The sequence below is a fragment of the Streptomyces luteogriseus genome (genome assembly GCF_014205055.1).
Classification (GTDB): Bacteria; Actinomycetota; Actinomycetes; order Streptomycetales; family Streptomycetaceae; genus Streptomyces; species Streptomyces luteogriseus.
On record NZ_JACHMS010000001.1, the window covers coordinates 7,846,741 to 7,871,481 of the forward strand.

The following is a 24,741-nucleotide window of genomic DNA, read 5'->3' on the forward strand; positions in this document are numbered from 1 at the left end:
ACCGCAACTCGCGGACATCTCAGTCGCCACGCCCCGCTGCCCGGCGCACGGCCTCGATGAAGCGCCGCGCGGCCGGCGGACCCGGCTCCCCCGGGGCGGGGTCGTTCTCGCCCAGGGTGAGCAGATACCGGTGGCCGTTGAGATCCGCCGTGGCCCGGTCGTCGGGGCCGAACCAGGGCTTGGAGGCGCGCACGGCCTGTACCGGCGCGCTGTCGATCTCGCTGCCGTAGCTGGTCAGCAGCTCGAGCCGGCCGTCACTGATCCGGACCTGCCCGGCCCGGGTGAGCGACCGCAGCCGCTTCCCGATCCGCACGCCCGTGGCCCTGAACTCCGGCTCTCCCATGCCACCCGCCCCCTAGTGCGCGTCGGTGTACCGGCCCGCTGCGCGCGGTGCCCGGTACGGGCTCGTGTCCTGATCCAGTGTGCCCCGTCCGGACCCATGGTCCCCTCCGGGTGGTGCGTCCCGCCCGGTCCGCACCACGGCCCGGCCGTGCGGTGTACCTCTCCGTCCCCACCCCCCCCCGGGGGGGATGTGGTGCCGGTGACCGGAAGCCTGCTCCGGGAAGCGGTCGTGCCCTGCGTTCACCCCGGCCGGGGCCTTGGTCCCGCCGTGCAGTCTGCCCCCGCCCGGCGCCGAGCACCAGTGCCCGCGAGTCCCCTGCCGGGGGGCGCCCGCAGCACACTCGCGAACGCGCCCCCGGGACCGCGCGCCCCCTTGCCCCGGGTCCTGCCCCTGGGGGCGCTTTGGGGGGCTCAAAGATGCGTTTATGCAGGTGAGAAGCGTGCGCCGGGTGTCTATGATCGGAGGTGTCGGCCCGCGCGACGCGTCGTCGGCGCGCAGCGTTAGGAGCCCCCGTGAGCACTCCCCAGCAGACCCGGACCGGCGTGACCCTCGACGTCGACCACAGCGACGCCGCCTACCGGGCCTGGCTCAAAGAAGCCGTCCGCAGAGTCCAGGCGGACGCCAACCGCTCGGCCGACACCCACCTCCTGCAGTTCCCCCTGCCGGACCGGTGGGGCATCGACCTCTATCTGAAGGACGAGTCGACCCACCCCACCGGCAGCCTCAAGCACCGCCTCGCCCGCTCCCTCTTCCTCTACGGCCTCTGCAATGGCTGGATCCGGCCGGACCGGCCCGTCATCGAGGCCTCCAGTGGCTCGACTGCCGTCTCCGAGGCGTACTTCGCGAAGCTGATCGGCGTGCCCTTCATCGCCGTCATGCCGCGCACGACGAGCGCCGAGAAGATCCGCCTCATCGAGTTCCACTCCGGCCGCTGCCACTTCGTGGACGACCCGCGCACGATGTACGAGGAGTCCGCCCGCCTCGCGGCCGAGACCGGCGGCCACTACATGGACCAGTTCACCTACGCCGAACGGGCCACGGACTGGCGCGGCAACAACAACATCGCCGAGTCCATCTTCCGCCAGCTGCGCCTGGAGCGGTTTCCCGAGCCCGCGTGGATCGTCGCCACGGCGGGCACCGGCGGCACCTCCGCGACCCTCGCGCGCTACGTCCACTACATGCAGTACGACACCCGCGTCTGCGTGGCCGACCCCGAGAACTCGTGCTTCTTCGAGGGCTGGACCACCGGCGATCCGGACGTCACCTGCGACTGCGGCTCCCGTATCGAGGGCATCGGAAGGCCCCGCATGGAACCGAGCTTCGTGCCCGGTGCGATCGACCGGATGATGAAGGTGCCCGACGCGGCCAGCGTCGCCGCCGTCCGGGCCCTTGAGCGCGCCATCGGCCGCAAGGCCGGCGGCTCGACCGGTACCGGGCTGTGGAGCGCGTTGAAGATCGTCGCCGAAATGGTCTCCGAGGGCCGGCAGGGCAGCGTCGTGACCCTGCTGTGCGACCCCGGGGACCGGTATCTCGACAAGTACTACTCGGACGCCTGGCTGGCCTCGCAGGGGCTCGACACAAGGCCGTACACGGCCGCGATCGACTCGCTCCTGAAGACGGGCGTCTGGCCCGACTGAGGCAAGGGCCCGGCTGATGCGACGAGCCGGCTGAGGGCACCGGACCGACTGATGCGACGGGCCGCTGAGAACGGCCCCTCAGGCCGCCAGCCGCCGGTCCAACGACCGCACGGCGTCCCGGAACGCCCGCGCCTGGCCCCCGCGCGCCACCTTCAGGGCCAGCCGGTACGCGGCCGTCCCGTCGGTGGCGAACGTCCACCGCACCCGGGTGCCGGTGCCGGCCGGCGCGAGCCGCCACTCCTCGGCCAGCGCCCGCACGCCCGGCAGGTTGGTGACGTCGATGCGGTAGGCGTACACCTCGGGTGCCTTCGCCGCGATCACCGACTCGCGGAACCGGATGCCACCGGTGAGCGTGATGTCGCGTCCGGCACCGGCGTCGACCGGGCGGGCGGCCGCCACCTGTGGGAACCACTCGGCCCAGCCGGGCACGTCCACGAGCGCGCTGTAGACCGCCGCCACCGGGGCGGCCACCTCCCGTACGAAGACGTGCCGGACGGGCGCGGTCGTGACGAAGTCGGGCCCCACCGGGCGCAGTCGACGAGCCATGGACGCGGCCTCCTGGGCGGGAGCGGGCGATGCCGGAGGCGTCACCCTAGCTGACGCCACGTCAGATGTCTGCGTCGTCCCCGGGCTCCCCGGCCACCACCAGCCGACGCAGATGCTCCGTGACCACCCCGCGCGCCTCGTCCGGCAGGCCGGCGTCCGTCACGAGCGTGTCGATCCGCTCCAGCGAGGCGAACGAACTCAAGCCCACCTTGCCCCACTTGGTGTGGTCCGCGACCACGACCACACGGCGGGCCGACTGCACGAGCCGCCGGTTCGTCTCGGCCTCCGCGAGATTCGGCGTCGACAGGCCGGCCTCGACCGATATGCCGTGCACCCCGAGGAACAACAGGTCGAAGTGGAGCGCCGCGATCGCCTGGTCGGCGACCGGACCCACCAGCGAGTCGGAGGGCGTGCGCACTCCGCCCGTCAGCACGACCGTGGCCGCGCCCTGCCGCGGGCCCGAGGTGCGCTGCGCCGCGTGGAACACGTCGGCGACCCGCACCGAGTTGGTGACCACCGTGAGGTCCGGGACGTCCAGCAACTGGTGCGCCAGCGCGAAGGTCGTGGTACCGCCCGACAGGGCGATCGCCGCACCGGGCGCGACCAGCTTGGCCGCGGCGCGTGCGATGTCCTCCTTGGCGGTCAGCTCCAGGCCGGACTTGGCCTCGAAGCCCGGTTCGTGCGTACTCGCCTCGACCACCGGTACCGCGCCGCCGTGCACCTTCTCCAGCACGCCCTGGCGGGCGAGCGCGTCGAGGTCGCGGCGGACGGTCATGTCCGACACACCGAGCTTGCGGGTCAGCTCGTTGACCCGGACACCACCCCGGCGGCGGACCTCGTCGAGGATCAGGGATCGCCGCTGCTCCGCGAGGAGGTTCTGATTCTCGCTCACGTACGCTCCGGTCCTTTCGCCTCAATGCCGTCCGACACACCCCGCACCGGCTCCGACGAGGACATTCTTCCCGGCTCCGGTGCGAGGACGTCCCATCCTCGCATGTCGCGGACCGGAGAGCGCCACCGCGCCCGCTCGTCGCGCACATGCCACCGTTGGCTCATCTCCGCGCTCCGCTTCATCACGGATCGGGGAGATTCCGTGACAGCAGGTGTGGGGCGGCGCGGAAGTGGAGATCCTTGTGCCCGCACAGGCTGAGCCGACGGCGTGTCACGGGGGAAGTGCGAATCAGTGGAACGAGCGCAGGAACAGGCCTCGACCGGCGGACCGGACGGTCCCGCCACGCGGCCCGGCGAGACCGGAACCGCCCTGGAACTCCTGGTCCACGGCGTGGGCGGCACCACGCCCCAGGAGATGCTGAACGACCCGCGGACGGTGCGGATCACCGGCGACCACACCGCGGCCGTCTTCCGGCGCGCCGACGACGTAGACGCCGAGCACAGCCCGGACGGCCGACGCCGCGACGGACCGGTGCCCGAGGCCTACGTCTGGTGCAACCTCACCTCCGGCAACGGCACCCGCGCCCTGTGGCTGCTGCTCCTGCCGTTCATGGTCGTCAACCTCGCCCACTGGATGCGCCCCACCGCCCACGGCCGCCGCCGCACTGTGCGCCTGTACGGGCTCCTCATGCGGCTCGCGGGGCTCACACTGACGGTGCTGCTCGTCGCGGCGGCCTGCGAGGTCGCGCTCGACCTGGCGGCCTGGCAGTGCGCGGGCACCGCGGCGTGCGCGGACAGCCACTCCTGGCTGGGCTTCCTCTCACCCACCGTCTCGGACGGCGGCTGGTGGAGCGCCCCCGGCCGCAGACTCGCCCTCGCCGCCGTCGTGCCCACCGCCCTGACCGTCCTGCTGTGGTACCTGTCCCGGCGCACGTGGAGCGACTACGAGTCCCAGCAGCCCATCGAGCGGGCCCCCGAGCCCGAGGGCGAGGGCGGACCGACCGCACTCGGCCGGCCCGGCTTCTGGTACGGGCGCCGGCTGGTGGCCCGGCTGCGTGCCGCGCACACCGCCGCCGGCCTGATCACGGTCGCCGCCGCGGTCGGCAGCGCCGCCGCCCGCCACGACCGGCGCCCCGGCGGTCCCGCCGTACTCGGCACCCTGGGGCCGATGCTCGAAGCGGCCCTCGTGGCCTGCGCCGTCGCCGTGGTGTGGGTGGTGTGCCGTCGCGGCCGCAGCGAGAGGCGCCTGGACCGCACACTCGACGAGCGTTTCGTACGGCGCCTGCCGCTCGCCGCACTCGTCCTGCTCGTCCTCTCCCTGCTGTACGCCGGCTGGGACCGCCCGGGGTGGACGTCGGAAGGCCGGCTGCCGGGCGACACGACCTTCGGAGCGATCGCCCTGGTGCAGGGCCTGCTCGTGGTCGTCCTCGGCGTCGTGGCGTACGTCCTGCACCGCACCGACCCCGACCGGCGGGCCGTGCTGCGGGGCCTGGGCGGGCCCGCCGTGGCGATGCTGGCCTGCGCCCTGGGCGGAGTGATGTCCGGCGGCGTGTCCCAGCGCGTGTCCGACTGGCTGGACGGCACCGGGGCGTCGATCGACGGCCCGCCGGTGCTGCTGACCTGGCAGGCGTCCGTGATCCCGCCGCTGCTCGTCGTGCTGCTGGGGCTGTTCGGCTGGCTGGCCCACCGCGCCTGGCAGCTCGCCCGCGCCGAGCGCGTCGCGGTGGCACTCGACTACCCGGACGAGGCCCAGGACCGCGCCCGCACCCGGCGTATCGCCTACACCCGCGCCATGGCCTCCCTCACCGACCGGGGACCCCGCGTCGTCGCCGTCACCTCCGGGGTCACCCTGCTGCTCGGCGCCGGAGCCCTCGTGGGCGCCCTGGTCACCGACGAGACCCCGGGCGAGGCAGCGCAGGGCACCTACCCCGTCCTGCACGGCGCCGCCGAGACCGCACAGGCCCTCGGCTCCTGGCTGATCGGCCTCGGCTTCATACTCTTCGTCACCTGGGGCCGGCGCGCCTACAAGGACGCCGCCGCCCGCCGCACCATCGGCATCCTGTGGGACGTCGGCACCTTCTGGCCCCGCGCCTCCCACCCCTTCGCCCCGCCCTGCTACGCCGAGCGCGCGGTGCCCGACCTGACCTGGCGGATGGCGACCTGGACCCGCGCGACCGGCGGACGGCTGGTCATCTCCGGCCACTCGCAGGGCAGCGTGCTCGCCGCCGCCGCGGCCTGGCAACTCGCCCCGTCCGCCCGCAAACGGGTCGCACTGCTGACCTACGGCTCCCCACTCGAGCGCCTCTACGGCCGCTGGTTCCCGGCGCACTTCGGACCGGACGCGCTCGGTTCGCTGCACCGCGACGTCGACTGCTGGCGCAACCTCTACCGGCTCACCGACCCCATCGGCGGCCCGATGCGCCTGCCCGGCGCGGAGGTCGACCACGCCCCCCTGATGGATCCCCTCGCCTACGGCCGCACCGCGCTCCTGCCGCTGCCCGCGCCGATCCTCGGACACTCCGACTACCAGGCCGACCCGGCCTTCGCCGAGGAACGGCGCACCCTGCTGGCCCGGCTGCGGCCGACGGCCCCGGATGCCCCCGGAGGGGAGACATCGGAGGCGCCGGACGTACCGTCGCCACGGCACGAGCCCGAACCGCCCGCCGCATAGGCGGGCTCATCCTCAGAGCAGCTCGGGCAGATCCTCGGCGTAGAGCAGCGTCAGATCGTCCGTGCTCGGCTCCGGAAGCTGGGCGACCCGGCTCGCGTGCCGCTCGACCATGGCCTCGAAGGTCTGCCGTGCGGTACGGCCGTTGCCGAACGCCGGGCCCTTGGGGAGCACCGTGAAGTACTTCCGCAGGCCCTCCGCCGCGCCCGGCGCCAGCCGGTACTCGTGCTCATCGGCCTGCTGCTCGACGATCCGCAGCAGGTCCTCGGGGCCGTAGTCGCTGAAGGTGATGGTCCGCGAGAAGCGGGACGCCACGCCCGGGTTGACGGACAGGAAGCGCTCCATCTCGGCCGTGTAGCCCGCGACGATCACCACGACCGCGTCCCGGTGATCCTCCATCAGCTTCACCAGCGTGTCGATGGCCTCCTTGCCGAAGTCGCGGCCCGCGTCCTCCGGGGACAGCGCGTACGCCTCGTCGATGAACAGCACGCCGCCGCGCGCCTTCTCGAAGGCCTCCTGGGTGCGGATCGCCGTCGAGCCGATGTGCTCGCCGACCAGGTCGACCCGGGACACCTCCACCAGATGACCCTTGTCCAGCACACCGAGAGAGGCGAGGATCTCGCCGTAGAGCCGCGCGACCGTGGTCTTGCCGGTGCCGGGGGAGCCGGTGAAGACCAGGTGCCGCTTGACCGAGGCCGCCTTCAGACCGGCCTGCTGCCGGCGCCGGCCGACCTCGATCATGTCGGTGAGGGCGCGCACCTCGCGCTTGACGCTCTCCAGGCCCACCAGCGCGTCGAGTTCACCGAGGACGTCCTTGGAGGAGCGGGCGGGCTGCTCGGGCTCGGCGACCGGCGCCGGAGGCTCCGGTTCGGTGCGCTGTCCCGGGACCCCGCCCAGCAGACCGGGGGAGTGGCTCGCCGTCTGCACGGCAGCCTCCCGCGTGGCGGGCTCACGCAGCCCCGCGCTCTCGTCGCTCGTGCAGTCCTCGACGAGCGGGCTCGCTCCGGACGCGGCGTCCGCGCCGCTGTCCGCGAACTCGTACCCCCCGCGTGCGCACCGCTCCGTGCGGCACTTCCGCAGCGTCGTACGGCTGCCGTCGATCACGTGGAAGCCGTAGCCGCCGCTGCCCGTGACCCGGCAGTTCAGGAAGCTGCCCCGGCCGCCCGCCGAGACGTAGACACCGGCTTCCGCGGGGGAGTCGATCGTGCAGCGCTCCACGGTGGGGTCGGCGCCCTTGGTGACGATCACGCCGGTCTGGGTGCCGTCCACCGTGCAGTTGCTGAGCGTGCCACCGCTGCCGTGGTCGCGGAACCAGGCGCCCGTCGCCGCGTCCCGGATGCGGCAGTCGTCGAGCTGCGCGGTCGCGCCGTCGCTCACCGACACGGCCGTGTTGCGCACCTGCGACAGGTCGGTGTCGACGACGTCCGCGCGCGAGCCGCGGTCGAGCACGAACAGCGCGTCCGGCACGTCGTGCACCCGGCACGAGTCCAGGACGGCGGTGGCGCCGTCACTGACCCACACCGCCGGGTAGTCGCCCGTGCTGTCGAAGATCTCGCACTGGTTGGCGTCCACGCGGGTGCCCGGGTCCCACACCGACAGGCCGTTGCGCCCGAACTGCCGCACCGTGGTGCGCGTCAGCGTGAGAACGGAGCGAGAACGCAGGTCGACCGCGTTCTCCGGGATGTCGTGGATCCGGCAGTCGGCCAGCGTCAGCACGGCGTCCGTGTCGAGCGTGACCCCGTCGGCCGTCGTGCGGTGCACGTCGCAGTCGGTGAGGTGCGCGGTGGCCCGGCCGGTGATGTGCACACCGCTGCCCCGGACTTCGTAGATCTCGCAGCCCACCGCCTCCAGCGCGGAGTTCTCCCCGGTCGCCGACAGACCCGAGCCCGAGGTGTGGTGCACCCGGCAGCGCTCCAGGCGGGGATGGGCGCCGCCGCGCACCACCACGCCCGCCTGGCCGGCCGCGACGACCTCGCACTCCTCGAACACCCCGCCCGCGCCGTCGAGTACGGCGATGCCGATGCCCGCCGGGTTGTCGACCGCGCAGCGCCGCACCGTGGGCCGGGCGTTGCCGCGCACCTCGATGCCGGCCGCCGACCGCGTCACGACCCGCACGTCCCGCAGCTCGGGGGTGCCCTCCTCCACCAGCACCGCGGGGGCGGCCGCGTCCTGGCCCTCCACGTGCAGGTCCTGCACCACCGCCGATGCGCGCACGGTGAGCGGCACACCGTCAACGGGCGCGATCCGCACCGACCCGGGGGAGCCCTCGGGACCGCGCAGGGTCACCGCGCGCTGCAGGACGAGGTTCTCCCGGTAGGTGCCGGGCGCGACGGTGAGGACGTCTCCGTCGGCCGCGGCCTCCAGGGCGGCGGCGAGCGATGGGTACTCACCCGTGCGGCGCCGCCACCGCGACGTGCCGGTGTGCGTCACCTGGACCGTGCCCTGTGCCATGGTGTAGCTGTGCCCCCACCTCGGTCGTACTGATGGCTCGTCCGCCGTCGGGGCGCTCCAGCCCGGGGTCGCGACCGCGACCGCCCGGCCCGTCGGGCCTGGCGCGCACGCGGCATCGACACCGGCGCGTCCCTGAGGCTCGCTCGCGCGCGGGTTGTGCCGAACGGTTCGGCCGGACCACCGTAGCGTGCGCGCGGGTGGTGGGTTGACCAGAGCCGGAAGGCGGTCAGCTGCCGGTGCCCGTCCTGCCCCAGTCCGGGCCCGCCCTGTCCCATGCCTGGTCCCAACGGGCGTACCGGCGTCGGACCATGCGCCAGACGATCAGCCGTCTGCCGCCCTCTATGAGACCGCCCGTGGCCAGGGCGGCGCCGAAGCCGGCGAGGACCGCGTGCGTCGAGGCCGTCGCGGAGTCGAGCGGGCGGGCCACCATCCGGCCGTGCCGGTCGGTCCATATCCGGACCGTGTCGCCCCGCTGCGGGTCCTTGAGGCTCGCCAGCACCGGGCCCTGGTGCGGGGTGCCGTCCGGCGCGGTCCAGTCGGCGAGGACGCGGTTGCGCAGATCCCTGCCCGACGAGGTCTCCGGGTCGGCGTCCAGCGGGGAGCGGTCCAGTTTGCGGACCACCGTGGCCGTCACCAGATGGCGCGCCTCGTGCTGTGACCGGACGGAACGCTGCAGCGCGTCCTGAGCCGTCTCCCCGACGAGCGAGCCGGCCACCGGGGCGGCCAGCAGGATCAGCAGCAGGGCGGCCAGTGCCACCCAGGCCTCGGCCAGGTCGGTCGCGCGGCACAGCGGATTGCGCCGCCAGCGCCAGAGCCCCCTGATCGCTCGCACCGCATGCACCCCCTTCCCGCTCCGTGATACTCCCCGGCGGAGCCGTCCACGCACGGACCCGTCGAAGAGAGAGCCACGTCACCTCTCCCCAGGGCCTCTCACGAATTTCTCACACAAGCCCAACGCCCGGACCCGCGGCACGGTTCCCGCCCCCGCCCGCAGGGCTATTCGAGGTTTCCGACCGGGTCCCCGACCCGGATCGTGCCGCGCGACAGCGGTACCAGGTTCTGCCCGAAGACCAGCTTGCCGCCGAGGCGGCGGTGGTGTCCCAGGCTGAACAGGGGCTCGCGGCCGCGCTCGCCGGTGTCCTGGTCGGTGGTGGTCACCACGCAGCGGCCGCAGGTCTTGGCCACGCGGAAGGGTACGTCCCCGATGGTGAGGCGCGACCAGTCGTCCTCGGCCCAGGCGAGGGTGCCCGCCACGACCACGTTCGGCCTGAAGCGGTTCATCGGCAGGGGTCCCTCGCCGGCGTACTCGCCCCGCGCGATCAGGGAGTTGAGGGCGTCGAGCGAGGCCGTCGTGGTGAGCAGCAGCGGAAAGCCGTCGGCGAAGGAGACGGTCTCACCGGGCCGCGCGTACTCCGGGGCGACGGGTCGGCGCGTGGCCGGATCGTCCATGTGGGCCAGGCGTACGGCGATGCCGAGGCAGGAGCTGAACCAGGCGTGCGCGGCCTCGCCCTCGGCCTCGACCGCCTCGACCTTGTCGCGGAAGATCTCCACCGGCACGGTGACGGACGGCCGGGGAACGGGCACCGTCAACGACGTCATGCCGGGCGCGGACAGACGTACGCCGCCACCGGGCCGGGGCTCGGCGGCGACGAGCGCGAGGCGCGGCAGCCGGCGTTGCGTGACGACCTTTCCCCCGTCGTCGATCAGCACCCAGCGCCGGTCCCCGGCCAGTCCCCAGGGCTCCACGTCGGCCTCCCGGGGCGTGACGCCCCGGACCGCCTTGACCGGATGGACGTGGATCGAGTGCAGGTGAGCGTTCCCCATGGGGCCATCGTGCCAGTCGGCACCGACAGCCCCCGGAGGCCGGCTCAGTACCCTCGGTACTGCTGGTTGTTGTACGGGTCCTGATAGGGAGCCGGGGCCGGCCGGGGAGCAGCGGGGCGCATCGCCTCGTAGCCCGCGGGGGCCGCCGGACGCGGCTGCTGAGGCTGCGGGCCGGGGTAGCCGCGCGGAGCGGTGGCCTGCTGCGGGATGTACGCCGCGGGCGCCTGCTGCAGCGGTGCGGGCTGCTGCGCCTGCGGATAGCCGTAGGCGGGCTGGGAGGGAGCTGCCGGAAGGGCCGGCAGCGCCGAAGGGAGCGCGGGCAGGTGGCTGCCCGGCATGTCGTACTGAGCGGGGACCCGGATCGGGGCGATCTGCGGGGTGCCCCGCTCGGCGACGAGCCTGTCGTAGATCGGGGTGTCCGGGAAGGAGGCGGAGTAGTAGCCGCCGCCATAGGTGGAGCGGGGGGAGGTCATGGCACATAAGTTAAGCCCACGATGTGCTGGTTGGGGAGACCGATAAGAGGGTTGTTTTCCGTGTCCGCAGTGACCCGGGATCCCCAATGCGAGCGAACTCGGCAAAAAGGGGCGCCGAACGGGGGCCTGATCGTGTAAAAGCCGAGTTCCGGGCCGGTTACCGGCGGTTGGCGGCAGGTCTGCCGTGCGGTGGTGCGTGGGACTTCGCCGCGGCAAGGAATAGGTTGTGCGCACGGAACTCGACGAACGGCCGGGACGGGCCTGGCGGGGTGACACGCAATGGGGGCGGACATGCAAATGCTGAAAGGTTCAAACACTCCGGTGCCCACCGCGGCGCTGCGGGTGGAATTGGGATGGCGAACCGGACCCGGAGTGCCCGACGCCGACACCTCCGCTCTGCTGCTGGTGAGCGGCAAGGTCCGCTCGGACGCGGACTTCGTCTTCTACAACCAGCCCGCCCACTCCTCCGGCGCCGTCCGGCACGAGGGCAAGCGCGACGCCGGCGGCAGGGTGACCGACACGCTCCTCGTCGACCTCGCGCGCGTGGAGCCCGAGATCGAGACGCTGGTCCTCGCCGCCTCCTCCGAGGGCGGCGCGTTCGGACAGGTCCCCGACCTGTACATCGAGGTCCAGGATGCGGCCCAGGGCACGCCGGTGGCACGTTTCGACAACCCGGGCGCCACCACCGAAACCGCTTTCGTGCTGGGCGAGTTCTACCGCCGCCAGGGCGCCTGGAAGTTCCGCGCCGTCGGCCAGGGCTACAGCAGCGGACTCGAAGGGCTGGCCACGGACTACGGCATCACGGTGGACGAGCCCCAGCAAGCGGCACCCGCACCGGTCGTGGCTCCGGCGCCTCCCGCCGCTCCACCGGCCGCCGCGTACACGCCCCCGCCGATGCCCCGGTCCGCGCCGCCGCCCCCGCCTGCCGCGCCCGTCCGCCTCACCAAGGTGACGCTCACCAAGGCGTCCCCTTCCGTCTCCCTCACCAAGCAGGGCGGCACCTCCGGTGCCCTGCACGTGAACCTCAACTGGGAGGTGCGCAAGCAGTTCTCGGGATGGAGCAGCAAGTTCGGGCGCCCGACGGCGATGCACTCCGACCTCGACCTCGACCTGTGCGCGCTGTACGAACTCAACGACGGCAGCAAGGGCGTCGTCCAGGCCCTCGGCAACAGCTTCGGAGCGCTGCACCAGCCCCCGTACATCCACCTCGACGGCGACGACCGCACCGGCGCCGTGTCGACGGGGGAGAACCTCACCGTCAACCTCGACCACAAGAACGCCTTCCGGCGCATCCTCGTCTTCGTCACCATCTACGAGGGCGCCCGCTCCTTCGCCGACCTGCACGCCTCGGTCACGCTCCGGCCGCAGCACGGCGCGCCGATCGACTTCTCCCTCGACGAGTGCACGGTCCCCTCCCTCGTGTGCGCGCTCGCCCTGATCACCAACACCGGCGATGACCTGATCGTCCAGCGTGAGGCCCGCTACCTGGTGCCCGACCGCGGGGTGAGCCCGCAGCGGACCGTCGACCACGCCTACGGGTGGGGCATGAACTGGACCCCCGGCAGGAAATGACCCCTCACGTCGGCCGTCAGCCCTCGTCGGGCATGGCGTCCGGGCGCGCGTAGGTGCGGCCCTTCCAGGCCGCCCCCCGCCCCCGGTAGTGCTGCACCGCCGAATCCACCGTCATGAGGAGATAGAGGAACGCGGTGAACGGCAGCAGGGGAGCGAGCCACAGCGGCTGCCGGTAGTAGCGGAGCATCGGGACGTACGTCCCCGCCATGACGAGCCACGCGAGACCTCCGAGAAGCGCGGCCGGCGCACGGCCGGCGGCGAGGCCCGACAGGACCGCCACCGGCGGGACCAGATACACCAGCGCCAGCCCGGCGACCGTACCGGCCAGCAGCAGGACGTTGTGCCGCAGTTGGGCGTACGCGCTGCGCGACACCATGCGCCACAGGTCGTGCAGCCGCGGATACGGCCGCACGCTGTCCACCCGCTCGGCGAGCCCCAGCCAGACGCGGCCGCCGCCGCGCTTGACGGCCCGCGCGAGCGCCACGTCGTCGATCACGGCGTGCCGGATCGCGTCCGGGATCCGTGCCCGCTCGGCGCTATCCGCCCGCAGCAGCACGCAGCCCCCTGCCGCGGCCGCCGTCCGCCCCGTCCCGGCGATCCGACGGAAGGGGTAGAGCTGCGCGAAGAAGTAGACGAACGCCGGCACCACGAGCCGTTCCCAGACGCTCTCCACCCGCAGCCGTGCCATCTGGGAGACGACGTCGAACCCACCGGAGCGGGCCGCCGCCACCAGCTCCCGCAGACTGTCCGGCGCGTGCGCGATGTCGGCGTCCGTGAGCAGGAGGTACTCGGGATCACGCGCGCGTGCCAGCCCGATGCCGTGCCGCACCGCCCACAGCTTGCCGGTCCAGCCGGCCGGTGGCTCACCCGGCGATCCCACGGTCAGCGGCAGCCCGCCGTGCCGGCGCGCCAGCTCACGCGCCAGATCACCGGTGCCGTCCGCACTGCCGTCGTCGACGAGGAAGATCTCCGCCCGCCCCGGATAGTCCTGCGCGAGCAGCGAAGGCAGCGCGGCGGGCAGCACGGCCGCCTCGTCACGGGCGGGGACGACGACGCACACGGACGGCCACTCCTCCTGCTCCGTGCGCGACGGCAGCCGCACATCGGTGCGCCAGAAGAAGCCCTGACAGAGCAGCAGCCACAGCCAGGCGAGCAGTGATCCAGCAGCAGTCCACACAACGGCGCTCACGCGCGCAGTCTGCACCACCCGGCCTGCCCGGGACGGCTCATCGTCTATCGTGATCGGGTGAAGATCGCGCTCATGGACTCCGGAATCGGTCTGCTGGCGGCCACCGCCGCGGTACGGCGGCTGCGCCCCGACGCCGATCTCGTGCTCTCCCTGGACCCCGACGGCATGCCGTGGGGCCCGCGCACCCCGCAGGACCTCACCGAGCGCGCCCTGGCCGTCGCCGAAGCCGCCGCCGCGCGCCGCCCCGAGGCCCTGATCGTCGGCTGCAACACCGCGACCGTGCACGCCCTCACCGCCCTGCGCGCCCGCCTCGAACCGGACATCCCGGTCGTCGGCACCGTCCCGGCGATCAAGCCGGCCGCGGCCGGCGGCGGGCACCTCGCCATCTGGGCCACCCCGGCCACCACCGGCAGCCCCTACCAGCAGAACCTCATCCGGGACTTCGCCGGCGGCGTGCCCGTCACCGAGGTGCCGTGCTGGGGTCTCGCCGAGGCCGTGGAGCACGCGGACGAGGCGGCGATCGACGCGGCGGTGTCCGCGGCCGCCGCCCTCACCCCGGACGACGTGACCACCGTCGTCCTCGGCTGCACCCACTACGAACTGGTCGCCGAGCGCATCCGGACCGCCGTCCAGCGCCCCGGCCGTGCGCCCCTCGTGCTGCACGGCTCCGCGGGAGCCGTGGCCGCCCAGGCCCTGCGCCGGCTCGGTGAACAGCCCGCCCCGGGGGCCACTCCGCACGGCACGCTCACCGTGCTGCTCAGCGGCCGCGAGGGCGTGTTGCCCACCTCCGCGTTGGCGTACGCCGAAGGGCGTCTGCTGCAGGCGGTCACGCCCGCGCGCTGACCGGAACACGTCACCGACGGTCACCGGCCGGCCGGACCGGCGCGACGCCCGCCCGGCGCAGTCACGCTCCGCCACGGGGTACCAGCGGAGCGAATCCTGAGTACCCTCAAGGCATGAGGGACCACCGCCACGGCGAGAACGCCCCCCACCCGCACACCGACGTGTGGACCGGCCGCGCCACCAACCGGGTGCAGTGGCTGCTGGCGCTCGTGGGCGCCGCGTGCATGGCGCTCGGTGTCGAGCTCGCCGTCGACTCCGCGTGGACGTCCGGCATCGCCCCGCTGGTCATGGCCGTCGTCGGGTGCATCGCCGCCGGACTGCTGGTCCTCTTCGGAACGCTCGCGTTCGTGCACGTCGCCTTGCGGGTCGACGAGGAGCACCTCGAGGTGCGCTGCGGCCACATCGGCGTTCCCCGCCGCCGTATCCCGCTCTCCGAGGTGGTCGGCGCCACGTACATCTCGCATGTCACCCCTCGCCACTGGGGTGGCTGGGGCTACCGCTGGCGGCCCGAGAAGGGCACCGCGGTGGTGGTGCGACGCGGTGAGGGCGTCGAGCTGGAGCTGTGGGACGGGCACACCTTCACGATCACCGTGGACGACGCGGAGGCCGCCGTACAGGTGATCGAGGCGCGGCTGCGGCCCTCCAAGCCGGGCGCTCCCGCGCACTGAAACGCCGGGCGTTCGTCACCGGCAGTGATCAACGAACGTGGTCACTGGCTGTGATCACCGGCCACCCCGGAGCCGCGGTCGAGAACCGGGCATCCGACCGGTCACCGCGCCGTGGTGTGCCCCGCGCCGCGTGCCCGCATGTCCGGAGTGCGGCCCGCCTGTTCGTCGGCGAGGGGGCGTGCCGTGGCCATGCCCGCCAGCAGGCCCGCCCCCACCGACACCGCCGTGAAGCTCAGCGCGTTGCCGATCCCGGCGATGGCGGCGAGCGCCGTCAGGGCCGCGCCCGCGGTGAGTGCCACCGGGGTCGGGCGCGGGCCGCGCCACAGCGCGTACAGGACCCAGCCGAACGCCGCCGCCAGCAGGGCCACCCCGACGATCCCCTGTTCCGCCGCCTGCTGCAGGGGAGCCGAGTGGGGCTTGCCGTCGGACAGCAGCACATGGGCGGACGTCGCGCTCAGCTCCCCGAAGCGGCCCGGTCCCGCCCCCAGCGCGGTGTCGTCCCCGAGCAGACGCCATGCGTCCTGCCACAACTGCACGCGGTGCGGTGTGAGGCGTCCCTCCAGAGCCGCCACGAACCCGCCCGGTACGGCCCGTGCGGCGACCGCCCAGATCAGACCCGTCACCAGGGCGGCGACCGTGGCCAGTACGGCCATGGCGGAGCCGCGGTGACGGATGCGGCCGGCGGCCAGCGAGCACACCAGTACCGCGAGACAGGTCACCACGCCACTGGTCGAGCCGAGCAGGGCCGCCAGCACCGCGGTCCCCGCGGCCAGCAGCCGCAGGGCGAAGCGAACGGCCGGAACCGGCGCCGCCCAGGCCGCACAGCACGCCGCACCGGCCGACAACGTCAGTACGGCGGCGGTGGCCCCGGCGTGCCCGAGGGGTGCGGCGATCTGCGGGCCCGGAGCGAGGTGCGGAACGGCCACCGTCAGCGCGATGCCGGCCAGTGCTCCGGCGACGGGTGCGCCGACCGGCAGCAGGGCCCCGCCGATCCGCCCGGCGGCGTACCCGGCGGCCACCGCCAGCACCGCCAGGAGAACGCCCTCCGGCCTGCCGTCGTGCACGGCCGCCGTGATCAGGGACCAGGCGGCGCAGGCGCCCAGCACCACGACCCCCGCCGTGTCAGAAACGATTCGTCTCTCGCCGTCCGTGTCCGGCCCGGACACGGACGTCACCCCACTGGAACCCACCCCGCCCGCCCCCCCCGGCGCAACCAAAGCCCCCGACCTGTGAAGACCCCGGTCGCACCGGCCAACAGGGGCCGTACGACTGAGGCTGGCCACACCGTAACGGCTTGTGGGCGGTTTGGGGATGTGTCGTGACGAAATGAACAGGACGTCCGCCGCGCCTACCGCGCTGTCGGCCTCAAGGTCACGCGCCTTACACTCCGGGAGTGACCGTCACCGCAACCTCCGTCGGCGAGTCGGACCAGCTGGAGCCGCGGATCGCGCCCGGGGCGCGGACGTGGGCCCGGCGGCTCGTGCGTCTCGTCCCGGCCGCCGCAGCCGCGCTCTCCGGCCTGCTCCTCTACGTCTCCTTCCCGCCCCGCACGCTGTGGTGGCTGGCCCTGCCGGCCTTCGCCGTCCTCGGCTGGGTGCTGCGAGGCCGCGGCTGGAAGGCGGCACTCGGGCTCGGCTACCTCTTCGGCCTCGGTTTCCTGCTGCCGCTGCTGGTGTGGACCGGTGTGGAGGTCGGGCCGGGGCCCTGGCTCGCGCTGGTGGCGATCGAGGCCCTCTTCGTCGCCGGGGTCGGCGCCGGAATCGCGGCCGTGTCGAAGCTGCCCGGCTGGCCGGTGTGGGCGGCCGCCGTGTGGATCGCCGGAGAGGCCGCACGCGCACGTGCGCCCTTCAACGGCTTCCCCTGGGGAAAGATCGCGTTCGGTCAGGCGGACGGTGTGTTCCTGCCGCTCGCCGCGGTGGGCGGTACGCCGGTCCTCGGCTTCGCGGTCGTCCTGTGCGGCTTCGGACTGTACGAAGTCGTACGGCTCGCCGTGCGGTGGCGGCGGACCGGTGAGGTACGGCGCGCCGCGGCGGCCATGGGCGTGCTGAGTCTGGCCGTCCCCGTCGTGGGCGCCGTCGCGGCCCGGCCGCTGGTCAGCGACACGGCCGAGGACGGCCATGCCACCGTCGCGGTGATCCAGGGCAACGTGCCCCGAGCCGGCCTCGACTTCAACTCCCAGCGACGGGCCGTACTCGACTACCACGCGCGCGAGACCGAGCGACTGGCCGCCGAGGTCGAGGCCGGCAAGGTCGCGCGGCCCGACTTCGTGCTGTGGCCGGAGAACTCCTCCGACATCGACCCCTTCGCCAACCCCGACGCCCGCACCGTCATCGACACGGCCGCCAAGTCCATCGGCGCGCCCATCTCGGTCGGCGGCGTCGTCGAACGGGACGGCAAGCTGTACAACGAGCAGATTCTGTGGGACCCGGCGAAGGGCCCCGTCGACACCTACGACAAGCGCCAGATCCAGCCGTTCGGCGAGTACCTGCCGCTGCGCTCGCTCATCGGCGCCATCAACGAGAACTGGACGGCGATGGTCCGCCAGGACTTCAGCCGGGGCACCAAGCCGGGTGTGTTCACCATGGACGGCGCCAAGGTCGGCCTCGTCACCTGCTACGAGGCCGCCTTCGACTGGACCGTGCGCTCCGAGGTCACCGACGGCGCCCAGCTGATCTCCGTGCCCAGCAACAACGCCACCTTCGACCGCAGCGAGATGACCTACCAGCAGCTCGCCATGTCCCGGGTGCGCGCGGTCGAGCACAGCCGGACCGTGACGGTGCCGGTGACCAGCGGGGTCAGCGCGATCATCATGCCGGACGGCAGGATCACCCAGAAGACCGGCATGTTCGTGGCCGACTCCCTCGTGCAGAAGGTGCCGCTGCGGTCCTCGCAGACCCCCGCCACCCGGCTGGGCATCCTGCCGGAGATCGCCCTCGTGCTCGTCGCGGCCGGCGGACTCGGCTGGGCCGTCGGCGCCGGGCTGCGCGGGCGACGCGACGGTGACGCGTAGCCGTACGCCGTCCGCACGCAGCCCGAATCACGCCAGGGCGCCGGAAGCGGCCCATTAGGGTCGACCGCATGGCTACTCCCGACTTCATCCGCACGCTCCGTGCCTCGGCCGGTCATCAGCTGCTCTGGCTCCCCGGGGTCACCGCCCTCGTCTTCGACGACGAGGGCAGAGTGCTGCTCAACCGCCGCGCCGACACCCGCAAGTGGTCCGTGCTCGGCGGCATCCCGGACCCGGGGGAGCAGCCCGCGGCCTGCGCGGTGCGGGAGGTCTACGAGGAGACGGCCGTACGGTGCGTCGCCGAACGGGTCGTCGTCGTCCAGGCCCTGCAGCCCGTCACGTACGAGAACGGCGACACCTGTCAGTACATGGACATCACCTTCCGCTGCCGGGCCGTGGGCGGTGAAGCACGGGTCAACGACGACGAGTCGCTGGACGTGGCCTGGTTCGACGTCGACGCACTGCCCGAGCTGAACGACTTCGGCCTGCTCCGGATCAAGCAGGCCCTGTCGGACGACCCCACATGGTTCGACCCCACTGCCTCCGGCTGAACTATGGGGCGTGACCACATGGGGTGGGGCTGGGGCGCTGCCTAGGGTCGCACCATGACCGTGCCCCGTGCCCTCCCGGCCCCCCAAGCCTCCCCGCTCGACCTGGGCGGCCGCACCGCGCTCGTCACCGGCGCCGCCGGCGGCATCGGCCGTGCCTGCGCGCTGCGGCTCGCGGCCGCCGGGGCCAAGGTCAGAGCAGTCGACCGGGACGCCGCGGGCCTGGAGGCGCTGGCCGACCAGGGGCGCGGCCTCGCCGGCACGGTGGAGCCGCAGGTCCTCGACCTCACCGACCTGGACGCCGCCGAACTCGCCGCCGCGGGCACCGACATCCTCGTCAACAACGCCGGGATCCAACTGGTGCGCCCCATCGAGGAGTTCCCGCCCGAGGTGTTCCACACGGTGCTCACCGTGATGCTGGAGGCACCGTTCCGGCTCATCCGCGGCGCCCTGCCCCACATGTACGGGCAGGGGTGGGGCCGCGTCGTGAACGTGTCGTCCGTCCACGGGCTGCGCGCCTCGGCCTACAAGTCGGCCTATGTCGCCGCCAAACACGGCCTGGAGGGACTGTCCAAGACCACCGCCCTCGAAGGCGCGCCCCATGGAGTCACCTCGAACTGTGTGAACCCCGCCTATGTGCGCACCCCCCTGGTCGAGAAACAGCTCACCGACCAGGCGCAGGCGCACGGCATCCCGGAGGAACGGGTGCTGTCCGAGGTGCTGCTGCAGGACAGTGCCGTCAAACGGCTCATCGAACCCGAGGAGGTCGCCGAGGCGGTGGCGTATCTGTGCAGTCCGCAGGCGTCCTTCGTGACCGGTACCTCGCTGGTGCTCGACGGTGGCTGGACCGCCCACTGAACAGCCGCTCCCGTCCGCCCGGAGGAGTTGTCCACAGGGCTGACGGGACGGGCCGGTCATGGTGAATCCTGTGAGCATGTCCAGCGATCACGTGCAGTCCGCCGAAATGCCGTTCCTCGAGCTCCTGGCCCGGGGCGCGTCGGCCGACGCCTATGAGCAGCCGGAGCTGCTCGCGCGTGCGGAAGGACGCCCGGCGCAGTGGATCGCCGCGCTCCGGCAGGCCAAGCCGCTCGCCCTGCGCGTGCGCGCCGAGCTGGAGGGGCGACGCCGGCGCGAGGCCGAGCTGTCCGCCCTGTTCGAGACCGCCCACGACCTCGCCGGACTGCGCGACCTCGACGCCGTGCTCCAGGCGATCGTGCAGCGCGCCCGCTCGCTGCTGGGCACCGACGTCGCCTACCTCAGCCTGCACGACACGGAGCGCGGCGACACCTACATGCGGGTCACCGAGGGCTCGGTCGCGGCCCGGTTCCAGCAGCTGCGGCTCGGCATGGGCGAGGGACTCGGCGGCCTGGTCGCCCAGACCGCGCGCCCCTATGTCACCGACGACTACTTCAAGGACGACCGCTTCCAGCACACCCTCACCATCGACGCGGGTGTGCGGGACGAGGGCCTGGTGGCCATCCTCGGCGTGCCGCTGACGCTCGGGCACCACGTCATCGGCGTGCTGTTCGCCGCGGACCGCCGTGCCCGGGTCTTCGAGCGGGAACAGATCGCCCTGCTCGGATCCTTCGCCGCTCTCGCCGCGGCCGCCATCGACACCGCCAACCTGCTCGCCGAGACCCGGTCGGCCCTCGCCGGCCTCGAGCGGGCGAACGAGATCATCCGCGACCGCAGCGGCGTCATCGAGCGCGCCTCCGACGTGCACGACCGGCTCGCCGAACTCGTCCTGCGCGGCGGCGGCGTGCACGACGTGGCCGCCGCGGTCTCCGAGATCCTCGACGGCACGGTGGAGTTCGCCGAGGCCGCCGCCGCGCCCGCCGGCGCCCTGGAGAAGTCCGGCGCGGAGGGGCACGCGGTGCTGCACGAGGACGACTGGATCGCCGCCGTCGCCGCCGGCGGCGAACTGCTCGGCGCACTGGTCCTGAGAGGGCACCCGGGGCTCGACCCCGTCGATCAGCGCACCCTGGAGCGCGCCGCCATGGTCACCTCCCTGCTGCTCCTGGCCCGCAGATCCGCCGCCGAGGCCGAACAGCGCGTGCGCGGTGAGCTGCTGGACGACCTCCTCGACGCCCGCGACCGCGACCCGCGCCTGCTGCGGGAGCGGGCCGCCAGGCTGCACGCCGACCTCGACGCGTGCCACGTGGTGCTGGCCGCACGGCTGGAGGGCACCGCGGCCGACGCCGAGCAGGAGGCGGACGCCCGCAGACGCCTCGCGGCGGCGGCGTCCCACCTCGCCGCCACCCGGCACGGCCTGGCCGCCGCGCGCGACGGGGGCACCGTCCTGCTGCTGCCCCTCGGCCCCGGCGACACCGCGACCGATGTGGCCCGGCGCGCCGCCCGGCACCTGGGCACAGCGGTCCACGCACCCGTCACCGTCGGCGCCTCCGCACCCGCCGAGGACCTCGCCACCCGCCCCGAGACCGTGGCCACGGCCTATGCAGAGGCCCGCCGCTGCCTGGAAGCCCTGCGCGTGCTCGGCCGTGCGGGGGACGGGGCCGCCGCCCAGGACTTCGGTTTCCTGGGGCTGCTCCTGGCCGGCGACCGGGACATCCCGGGCTTCGTCGACCGCACCATCGGCCAGGTCGTCGCCTACGACCGGCGGCGTGGCACGGAACTGCTGCGCACCCTCGACGCGTACTTCGCCTGCGGTATGAGCCCTGCCCGCACCAAGGACGAACTGCACGTCCATGTGAACACGGTCGCCCAGCGCCTGGAGCGCGTCGGCCGTCTCCTCGGCGACGACTGGCAGAGCCCGGCCAGGGCCCTGGAGATCCAGCTCGCGCTGCGCCTGCACCGGTTGTCGGCGCCGGCACAGCACTGACCCCCGTACGCGGGTACGTACGGGGGCCGGAGAGCAGCTGTTTCCGGAGGGTCAGGGGGTGCGGGCGTCCTCCGGAGCGGCGGCCGTCCGGTCCGCGCCCTGTCCGGGGGGAAGAGCGACGTCGGCCAGGTCCCGGTGACGCGTCTCCTGTGCCGCCGCCACCGCCACGACCGTGAGCACGACGGCGGCGATGACGTACAGGGCGATCGGAGTCGAGCTGCCGTAGTCGGACAGCAGCGCGGTGGCGATCAGCGGCGCGGGCGCCCCCGCCGCGACCGAGGCGAACTGCGCGCCGATCGACGCGCCGGAGTAGCGCATCCGCGTCGCGAACATCTCCGAGAAGAACGCGGCCTGGGGCGCGTACATCGCCCCGTGCAGCACCAGCCCGACGGTGACGGCGAGGATCAGATTGCCGAAGCCGCCGGTGTCGATCAACGAGAAGAAGGGGAACATCCACAGCCCGATCCCCACCGCACCGATCAGATACACGGGCCGGCGGCCGACCCGGTCGGACAGCGCGCCCCACGCCGGGATCACAGCGAAGTGCACGGCCGAGGCGATCAGCACCGAATTGAGCGCGGTCTGCTTGGAGACACCGGCCGAGGTGGTGGCGTAGACGAGGATGAACGCGGTGATGACGTAGTAGCTGATGTTCTCCGCCATCCGCGCGCCCATGGCGACCAGGACGTCACGCCAATGGTGCCGCAGCACGGAGACGAGGGGCAGTTTCTCGGACTCCGCGGCGACGTCCGCCTTGCGCGCTTCGGTCTGTGCCAACGCCTGTTTGAAGACCGGCGATTCATCGACAGACAGACGAATCCACAAACCGACGATCACCAGCACCCCGGAGAGCAGGAACGGGATGCGCCAGCCCCAGCTGCCGAACGCGGCGTCCGACAGCAGGGCCGTGAGCAGGGACAGCACACCGGTGGCGAGGAGCTGCCCCGCCGGCGCCCCGGTCTGCGGCCACGACGCCCAGAACCCGCGCCGCCGGGCGTCCCCGTGCTCCGACACCAGCAGCACGGCACCACCCCACTCACCGCCGAGCGCGAACCCCTGGACCAGCCGGAGCACGGTGAGCAGGACCGGCGCGGCCGTCCCGACGGAGGCGTGCGTGGGCAGCAGCCCGATCGCGAAGGTGGCCCCGCCCATCAGCAGCAGGCTCAGCACCAGCAGCTTCTTGCGCCCGAGTCGGTCGCCGTAGTGCCCGAACACCAGCGCGCCCAGCGGCCGGGCGGCGAACCCGACCGCGTACGTCAGGAACGACAGCAGGGTGCCGACGAGCGGGTCGGAGTCCGGGAAGAACAGCTTGTTGAACACGAGCGCGGCGGCGGAGCCGTAGAGGAAGAAGTCGTACCACTCGATGGTGGTGCCGATGAGGCTGGCGGCGACGATGCGTTTGAGGCTGGCGGGGGGTGGGGGAGCGGGGGTTGCGGAGGCCATGGACGCCACTTCCTCGTGTGCGGTGGGGACGGGTACGTGTCGCCACACCGTAGAAACGTGCAGGTCAGGCGCACATGTGGCGGGGCAACATAGTTCGAGGTTTGGCTATGCGTGTGGCCACCATGCCGGCTCACGACAGGGCCCGTTCTGGGGCTCGAAGGTGGTCGAAACGAGTGCTGTTCGTGACGCGCGGTTCGGAGTGATTTGACGGTGCGGTGCTGACTCCCGTGCTGACTTGGTGCTTACTACGCTCCGTTGAACTCGGCCATCTGGGGTTGATCGACTCAGAGTTGGAGGAGTACCGAGAGCGCATGTCCCTGCGTCTCTTTGGTTTGGCGCGCGCGCCGGAGCAATTCGACCCCCGGATGTCCGGGCGACGGGGCGGCCCCGGCCTGCCAGCGGGTGCCGCACTTGACCGATTGGACGCGTGATGGTGGAGCGGCTCACGCCAAGCCAGCAGCTGTCGGCGGCGTCCGCGCCACGTCGGTGAATCTGCAGCGGCCGTAGGGTGCCCGGCGGCCGTCCATGCCTCAGCCCTCAAGGAGATCACCCTGGGGAAGGATTCCCGGTACGTAGCCCCTGGCAGGGGACAGATCCCGCCAGTCGAGGTCTCCCTCCTTCACGGGCTCTGCCCGCCAGTCGTCCTCCTCGTTCATGCTGCGGAACGCCTCGTGCAGGAAGTCGGGAGTACGTCGCTGTCCCGACGGCCAGGGGGGCGCCGGTCCTCGGGAACCGGCCAGGCTGCCGCGAAAAGAGTGCCGCCGACGTAGCGCGTGCGCTCCTGGCGAGGACGGTGGCGGGCGAGCAGGCCCAGGATGTCGCCGCGAAGGCCCGCGATTCCGTTGCGTCGAGCCGCCCGTTCCACACGCTGCAGCACCGGCGCCAAGACCCCGAGCGTCACGCCGAGCGCCGCGAAGCCCGCCACGACGTAGTCGCCCAGAATGAGTGGTTCGTCGAGGAACGGCGCGTAGTAGGCCAGCACATGTAGGTCCGGGTCGACGGAGAGGTCTACGGCGCGAGGGTCGGCTGTGTCCGGGGCGATCGCCGTTAGACACGTGGCGCTGTGGGGGGGAGAGAGAGAAGTGCACCGCGCTCGCGTAGGCGACCTTCGGCGCTTCGCCCTTGATGGTCTTGACTGTCCCCTTCTGTTCCTCCATGGCTTCGCGCAGCTCCTTCGTCAGCGGGCCTGAGGGGCCCTTGGCTTCCGCGACGACATAACCGCCGACGATCCGCTCTCCGAAGAAGTCCGCCCGGCTCCGGCCGGGGGCGAAGGTGAGATTGCTGGATGGCAGAACGTCCGCCATGTGTTCGTCGCTCCACAGGCAGGCCGCTCCTCCAGCACCGGGCCGGACTTCTTCAAGGTATTCGCCGTCGCTCAGAACGGGGATCTGCTCTGGTACGCCCACAACGGCAACGGCGAGCACGACCCTTCACATCATGTATGGGGTCGACCAGACGGGCATCGTGCGGTGGTACCGCTATACCGGCCAGGGTGAGGAGAATGTCACCGGCGTCCGAGGCTGGGACCCGCGGTCCGGCAATACAATCGGCATCAACTGGTGAACCGCCCAGGAGGCGGCGCCGTTCAGAGTATCTGTCCGAGGCCCGACGTCATCATCTCCCGCGCCTGCGCCGAGTCCGCCCTCCTTTTGCGAGCCCACGTCCGCGAACTGCTACGGCATCGACGCGACTAGCAACTCCGGTGCATCCGGGGCACATACCTGGTCTTCGGCGGCCCGGGCAGACTCAATTGCTGAGCCGGGGACCAAGTGATCACTGCGCTTGCGACCTGCCTGGAT

Annotated in this window: 20 protein-coding genes; 9 read left to right on the forward strand and 11 right to left on the reverse strand. The window is 72.7% G+C overall.

The features are described from left to right. Positions 1-19: 19 nt before the first annotated feature. Positions 20-343, reverse strand: a complete 324-nt coding sequence (locus BJ965_RS34875) for a hypothetical protein (protein ID WP_184914618.1) — start codon at positions 341-343, stop codon at positions 20-22. 512 nt (positions 344-855) lie between these two features. Between BJ965_RS34875 and BJ965_RS34880 the strand changes: the two genes are divergently transcribed. After that, positions 856-1,980, forward strand: coding sequence for a PLP-dependent cysteine synthase family protein (locus tag BJ965_RS34880; RefSeq protein ID WP_184914620.1), 1,125 nt, complete (start codon positions 856-858; stop codon positions 1,978-1,980). Positions 1,981-2,058: 78 nt separating this feature from the next. Here BJ965_RS34880 and BJ965_RS34885 read toward each other — a convergent pair whose 3' ends face one another. Together BJ965_RS34885 and BJ965_RS34890 are read right to left on the reverse strand one after the other, a co-directional pair. After that, the gene (locus tag BJ965_RS34885; protein WP_184914624.1) at positions 2,059-2,526 is read right to left on the reverse strand and encodes an SRPBCC family protein; all 468 of its coding nucleotides are present in this window, start codon (positions 2,524-2,526) and stop codon (positions 2,059-2,061) included. A gap of 61 nt (positions 2,527-2,587) precedes the next feature. Next, positions 2,588-3,418 carry a DeoR/GlpR family DNA-binding transcription regulator gene (locus BJ965_RS34890; RefSeq protein ID WP_030854510.1) on the reverse strand — a complete coding sequence of 277 codons (831 nt, stop codon included), beginning with the start codon at positions 3,416-3,418 and terminating at the stop codon, positions 2,588-2,590. 291 nt (positions 3,419-3,709) lie between these two features. On the opposite strand from BJ965_RS34890, the gene BJ965_RS34895 reads away from it, so the two are divergent. Then, positions 3,710-6,088, forward strand: a complete 2,379-nt coding sequence (locus BJ965_RS34895; protein WP_184914626.1) for a hypothetical protein — start codon at positions 3,710-3,712, stop codon at positions 6,086-6,088. Between the two features lie 12 nt (positions 6,089-6,100). On the opposite strand, the gene BJ965_RS34900 is transcribed toward BJ965_RS34895, so the two are convergent. The 4 genes from BJ965_RS34900 to BJ965_RS34915 form a co-directional block, all read right to left on the reverse strand. Beyond that, a complete protein-coding gene (locus BJ965_RS34900) occupies positions 6,101-8,536 on the reverse strand; it encodes a right-handed parallel beta-helix repeat-containing protein (protein ID WP_184914629.1) in 2,436 nt (811 codons plus the stop codon). A gap of 226 nt (positions 8,537-8,762) precedes the next feature. Beyond that, the gene (locus tag BJ965_RS34905; RefSeq protein ID WP_184914632.1) at positions 8,763-9,368 is read right to left on the reverse strand and encodes an Rv1733c family protein; all 606 of its coding nucleotides are present in this window, start codon (positions 9,366-9,368) and stop codon (positions 8,763-8,765) included. Between the two features lie 164 nt (positions 9,369-9,532). Further along, positions 9,533-10,360, reverse strand: a complete 828-nt coding sequence (locus tag BJ965_RS34910; RefSeq protein ID WP_184914636.1) for an MOSC domain-containing protein — start codon at positions 10,358-10,360, stop codon at positions 9,533-9,535. Positions 10,361-10,404: 44 nt separating this feature from the next. Beyond that, positions 10,405-10,833, reverse strand: a complete 429-nt coding sequence (locus BJ965_RS34915) for a DUF6643 family protein (protein WP_184914640.1) — start codon at positions 10,831-10,833, stop codon at positions 10,405-10,407. A gap of 297 nt (positions 10,834-11,130) precedes the next feature. On the opposite strand from BJ965_RS34915, the gene BJ965_RS34920 reads away from it, so the two are divergent. Further along, entirely contained in the window at positions 11,131-12,405 is a 1,275-nt protein-coding gene (locus BJ965_RS34920; protein WP_184914658.1) for a TerD family protein, read from the forward strand. Positions 12,406-12,421: 16 nt separating this feature from the next. Here BJ965_RS34920 and BJ965_RS34925 read toward each other — a convergent pair whose 3' ends face one another. Beyond that, entirely contained in the window at positions 12,422-13,612 is a 1,191-nt protein-coding gene (locus tag BJ965_RS34925; RefSeq protein WP_184914674.1) for a glycosyltransferase, read from the reverse strand. A gap of 39 nt (positions 13,613-13,651) precedes the next feature. Here BJ965_RS34925 and BJ965_RS34930 point away from each other — a divergent pair, with 39 nt between their 5' ends. Together BJ965_RS34930 and BJ965_RS34935 are read left to right on the forward strand one after the other, a co-directional pair. Further along, positions 13,652-14,437 carry a glutamate racemase gene (locus tag BJ965_RS34930; RefSeq protein WP_184914678.1) on the forward strand — a complete coding sequence of 262 codons (786 nt, stop codon included), beginning with the start codon at positions 13,652-13,654 and terminating at the stop codon, positions 14,435-14,437. A 113-nt stretch (positions 14,438-14,550) separates the two neighbouring features. Further along, positions 14,551-15,105 (forward strand): hypothetical protein, encoded by a 555-nt coding sequence (locus BJ965_RS34935; RefSeq protein ID WP_184914681.1) that lies wholly within the window; start codon positions 14,551-14,553, stop codon positions 15,103-15,105. Between the two features lie 101 nt (positions 15,106-15,206). Here BJ965_RS34935 and BJ965_RS34940 read toward each other — a convergent pair whose 3' ends face one another. After that, positions 15,207-16,214: an O-antigen ligase family protein gene (locus BJ965_RS34940; RefSeq protein ID WP_313667504.1), complete on the reverse strand. Its 1,008-nt coding sequence runs from the start codon at positions 16,212-16,214 to the stop codon at positions 15,207-15,209. A gap of 284 nt (positions 16,215-16,498) precedes the next feature. On the opposite strand from BJ965_RS34940, the gene lnt reads away from it, so the two are divergent. From lnt to BJ965_RS34960, 4 genes are all read left to right on the forward strand, one after another. Next, positions 16,499-18,115: an apolipoprotein N-acyltransferase gene (lnt, locus tag BJ965_RS34945; RefSeq protein WP_184914689.1), complete on the forward strand. Its 1,617-nt coding sequence runs from the start codon at positions 16,499-16,501 to the stop codon at positions 18,113-18,115. A 68-nt stretch (positions 18,116-18,183) separates the two neighbouring features. Continuing rightward, the gene (locus BJ965_RS34950) at positions 18,184-18,663 is read left to right on the forward strand and encodes an NUDIX hydrolase (RefSeq protein ID WP_184914692.1); all 480 of its coding nucleotides are present in this window, start codon (positions 18,184-18,186) and stop codon (positions 18,661-18,663) included. 54 nt (positions 18,664-18,717) lie between these two features. Next, complete coding sequence (locus tag BJ965_RS34955) at positions 18,718-19,518, forward strand: 3-hydroxybutyrate dehydrogenase (RefSeq protein WP_184914695.1); 801 nt, start codon at positions 18,718-18,720, stop codon at positions 19,516-19,518. A 76-nt stretch (positions 19,519-19,594) separates the two neighbouring features. Further along, complete coding sequence (locus tag BJ965_RS34960) at positions 19,595-21,499, forward strand: helix-turn-helix domain-containing protein (protein WP_184914698.1); 1,905 nt, start codon at positions 19,595-19,597, stop codon at positions 21,497-21,499. Positions 21,500-21,550: 51 nt separating this feature from the next. Here BJ965_RS34960 and BJ965_RS34965 read toward each other — a convergent pair whose 3' ends face one another. Both BJ965_RS34965 and BJ965_RS34970 read right to left on the reverse strand, forming a co-directional pair. After that, positions 21,551-22,942, reverse strand: a complete 1,392-nt coding sequence (locus BJ965_RS34965; protein WP_184914700.1) for an MFS transporter — start codon at positions 22,940-22,942, stop codon at positions 21,551-21,553. A 652-nt stretch (positions 22,943-23,594) separates the two neighbouring features. Then, entirely contained in the window at positions 23,595-23,924 is a 330-nt protein-coding gene (locus BJ965_RS34970) for a hypothetical protein (RefSeq protein WP_184914703.1), read from the reverse strand. Positions 23,925-24,741: the final 817 nt, after the last annotated feature.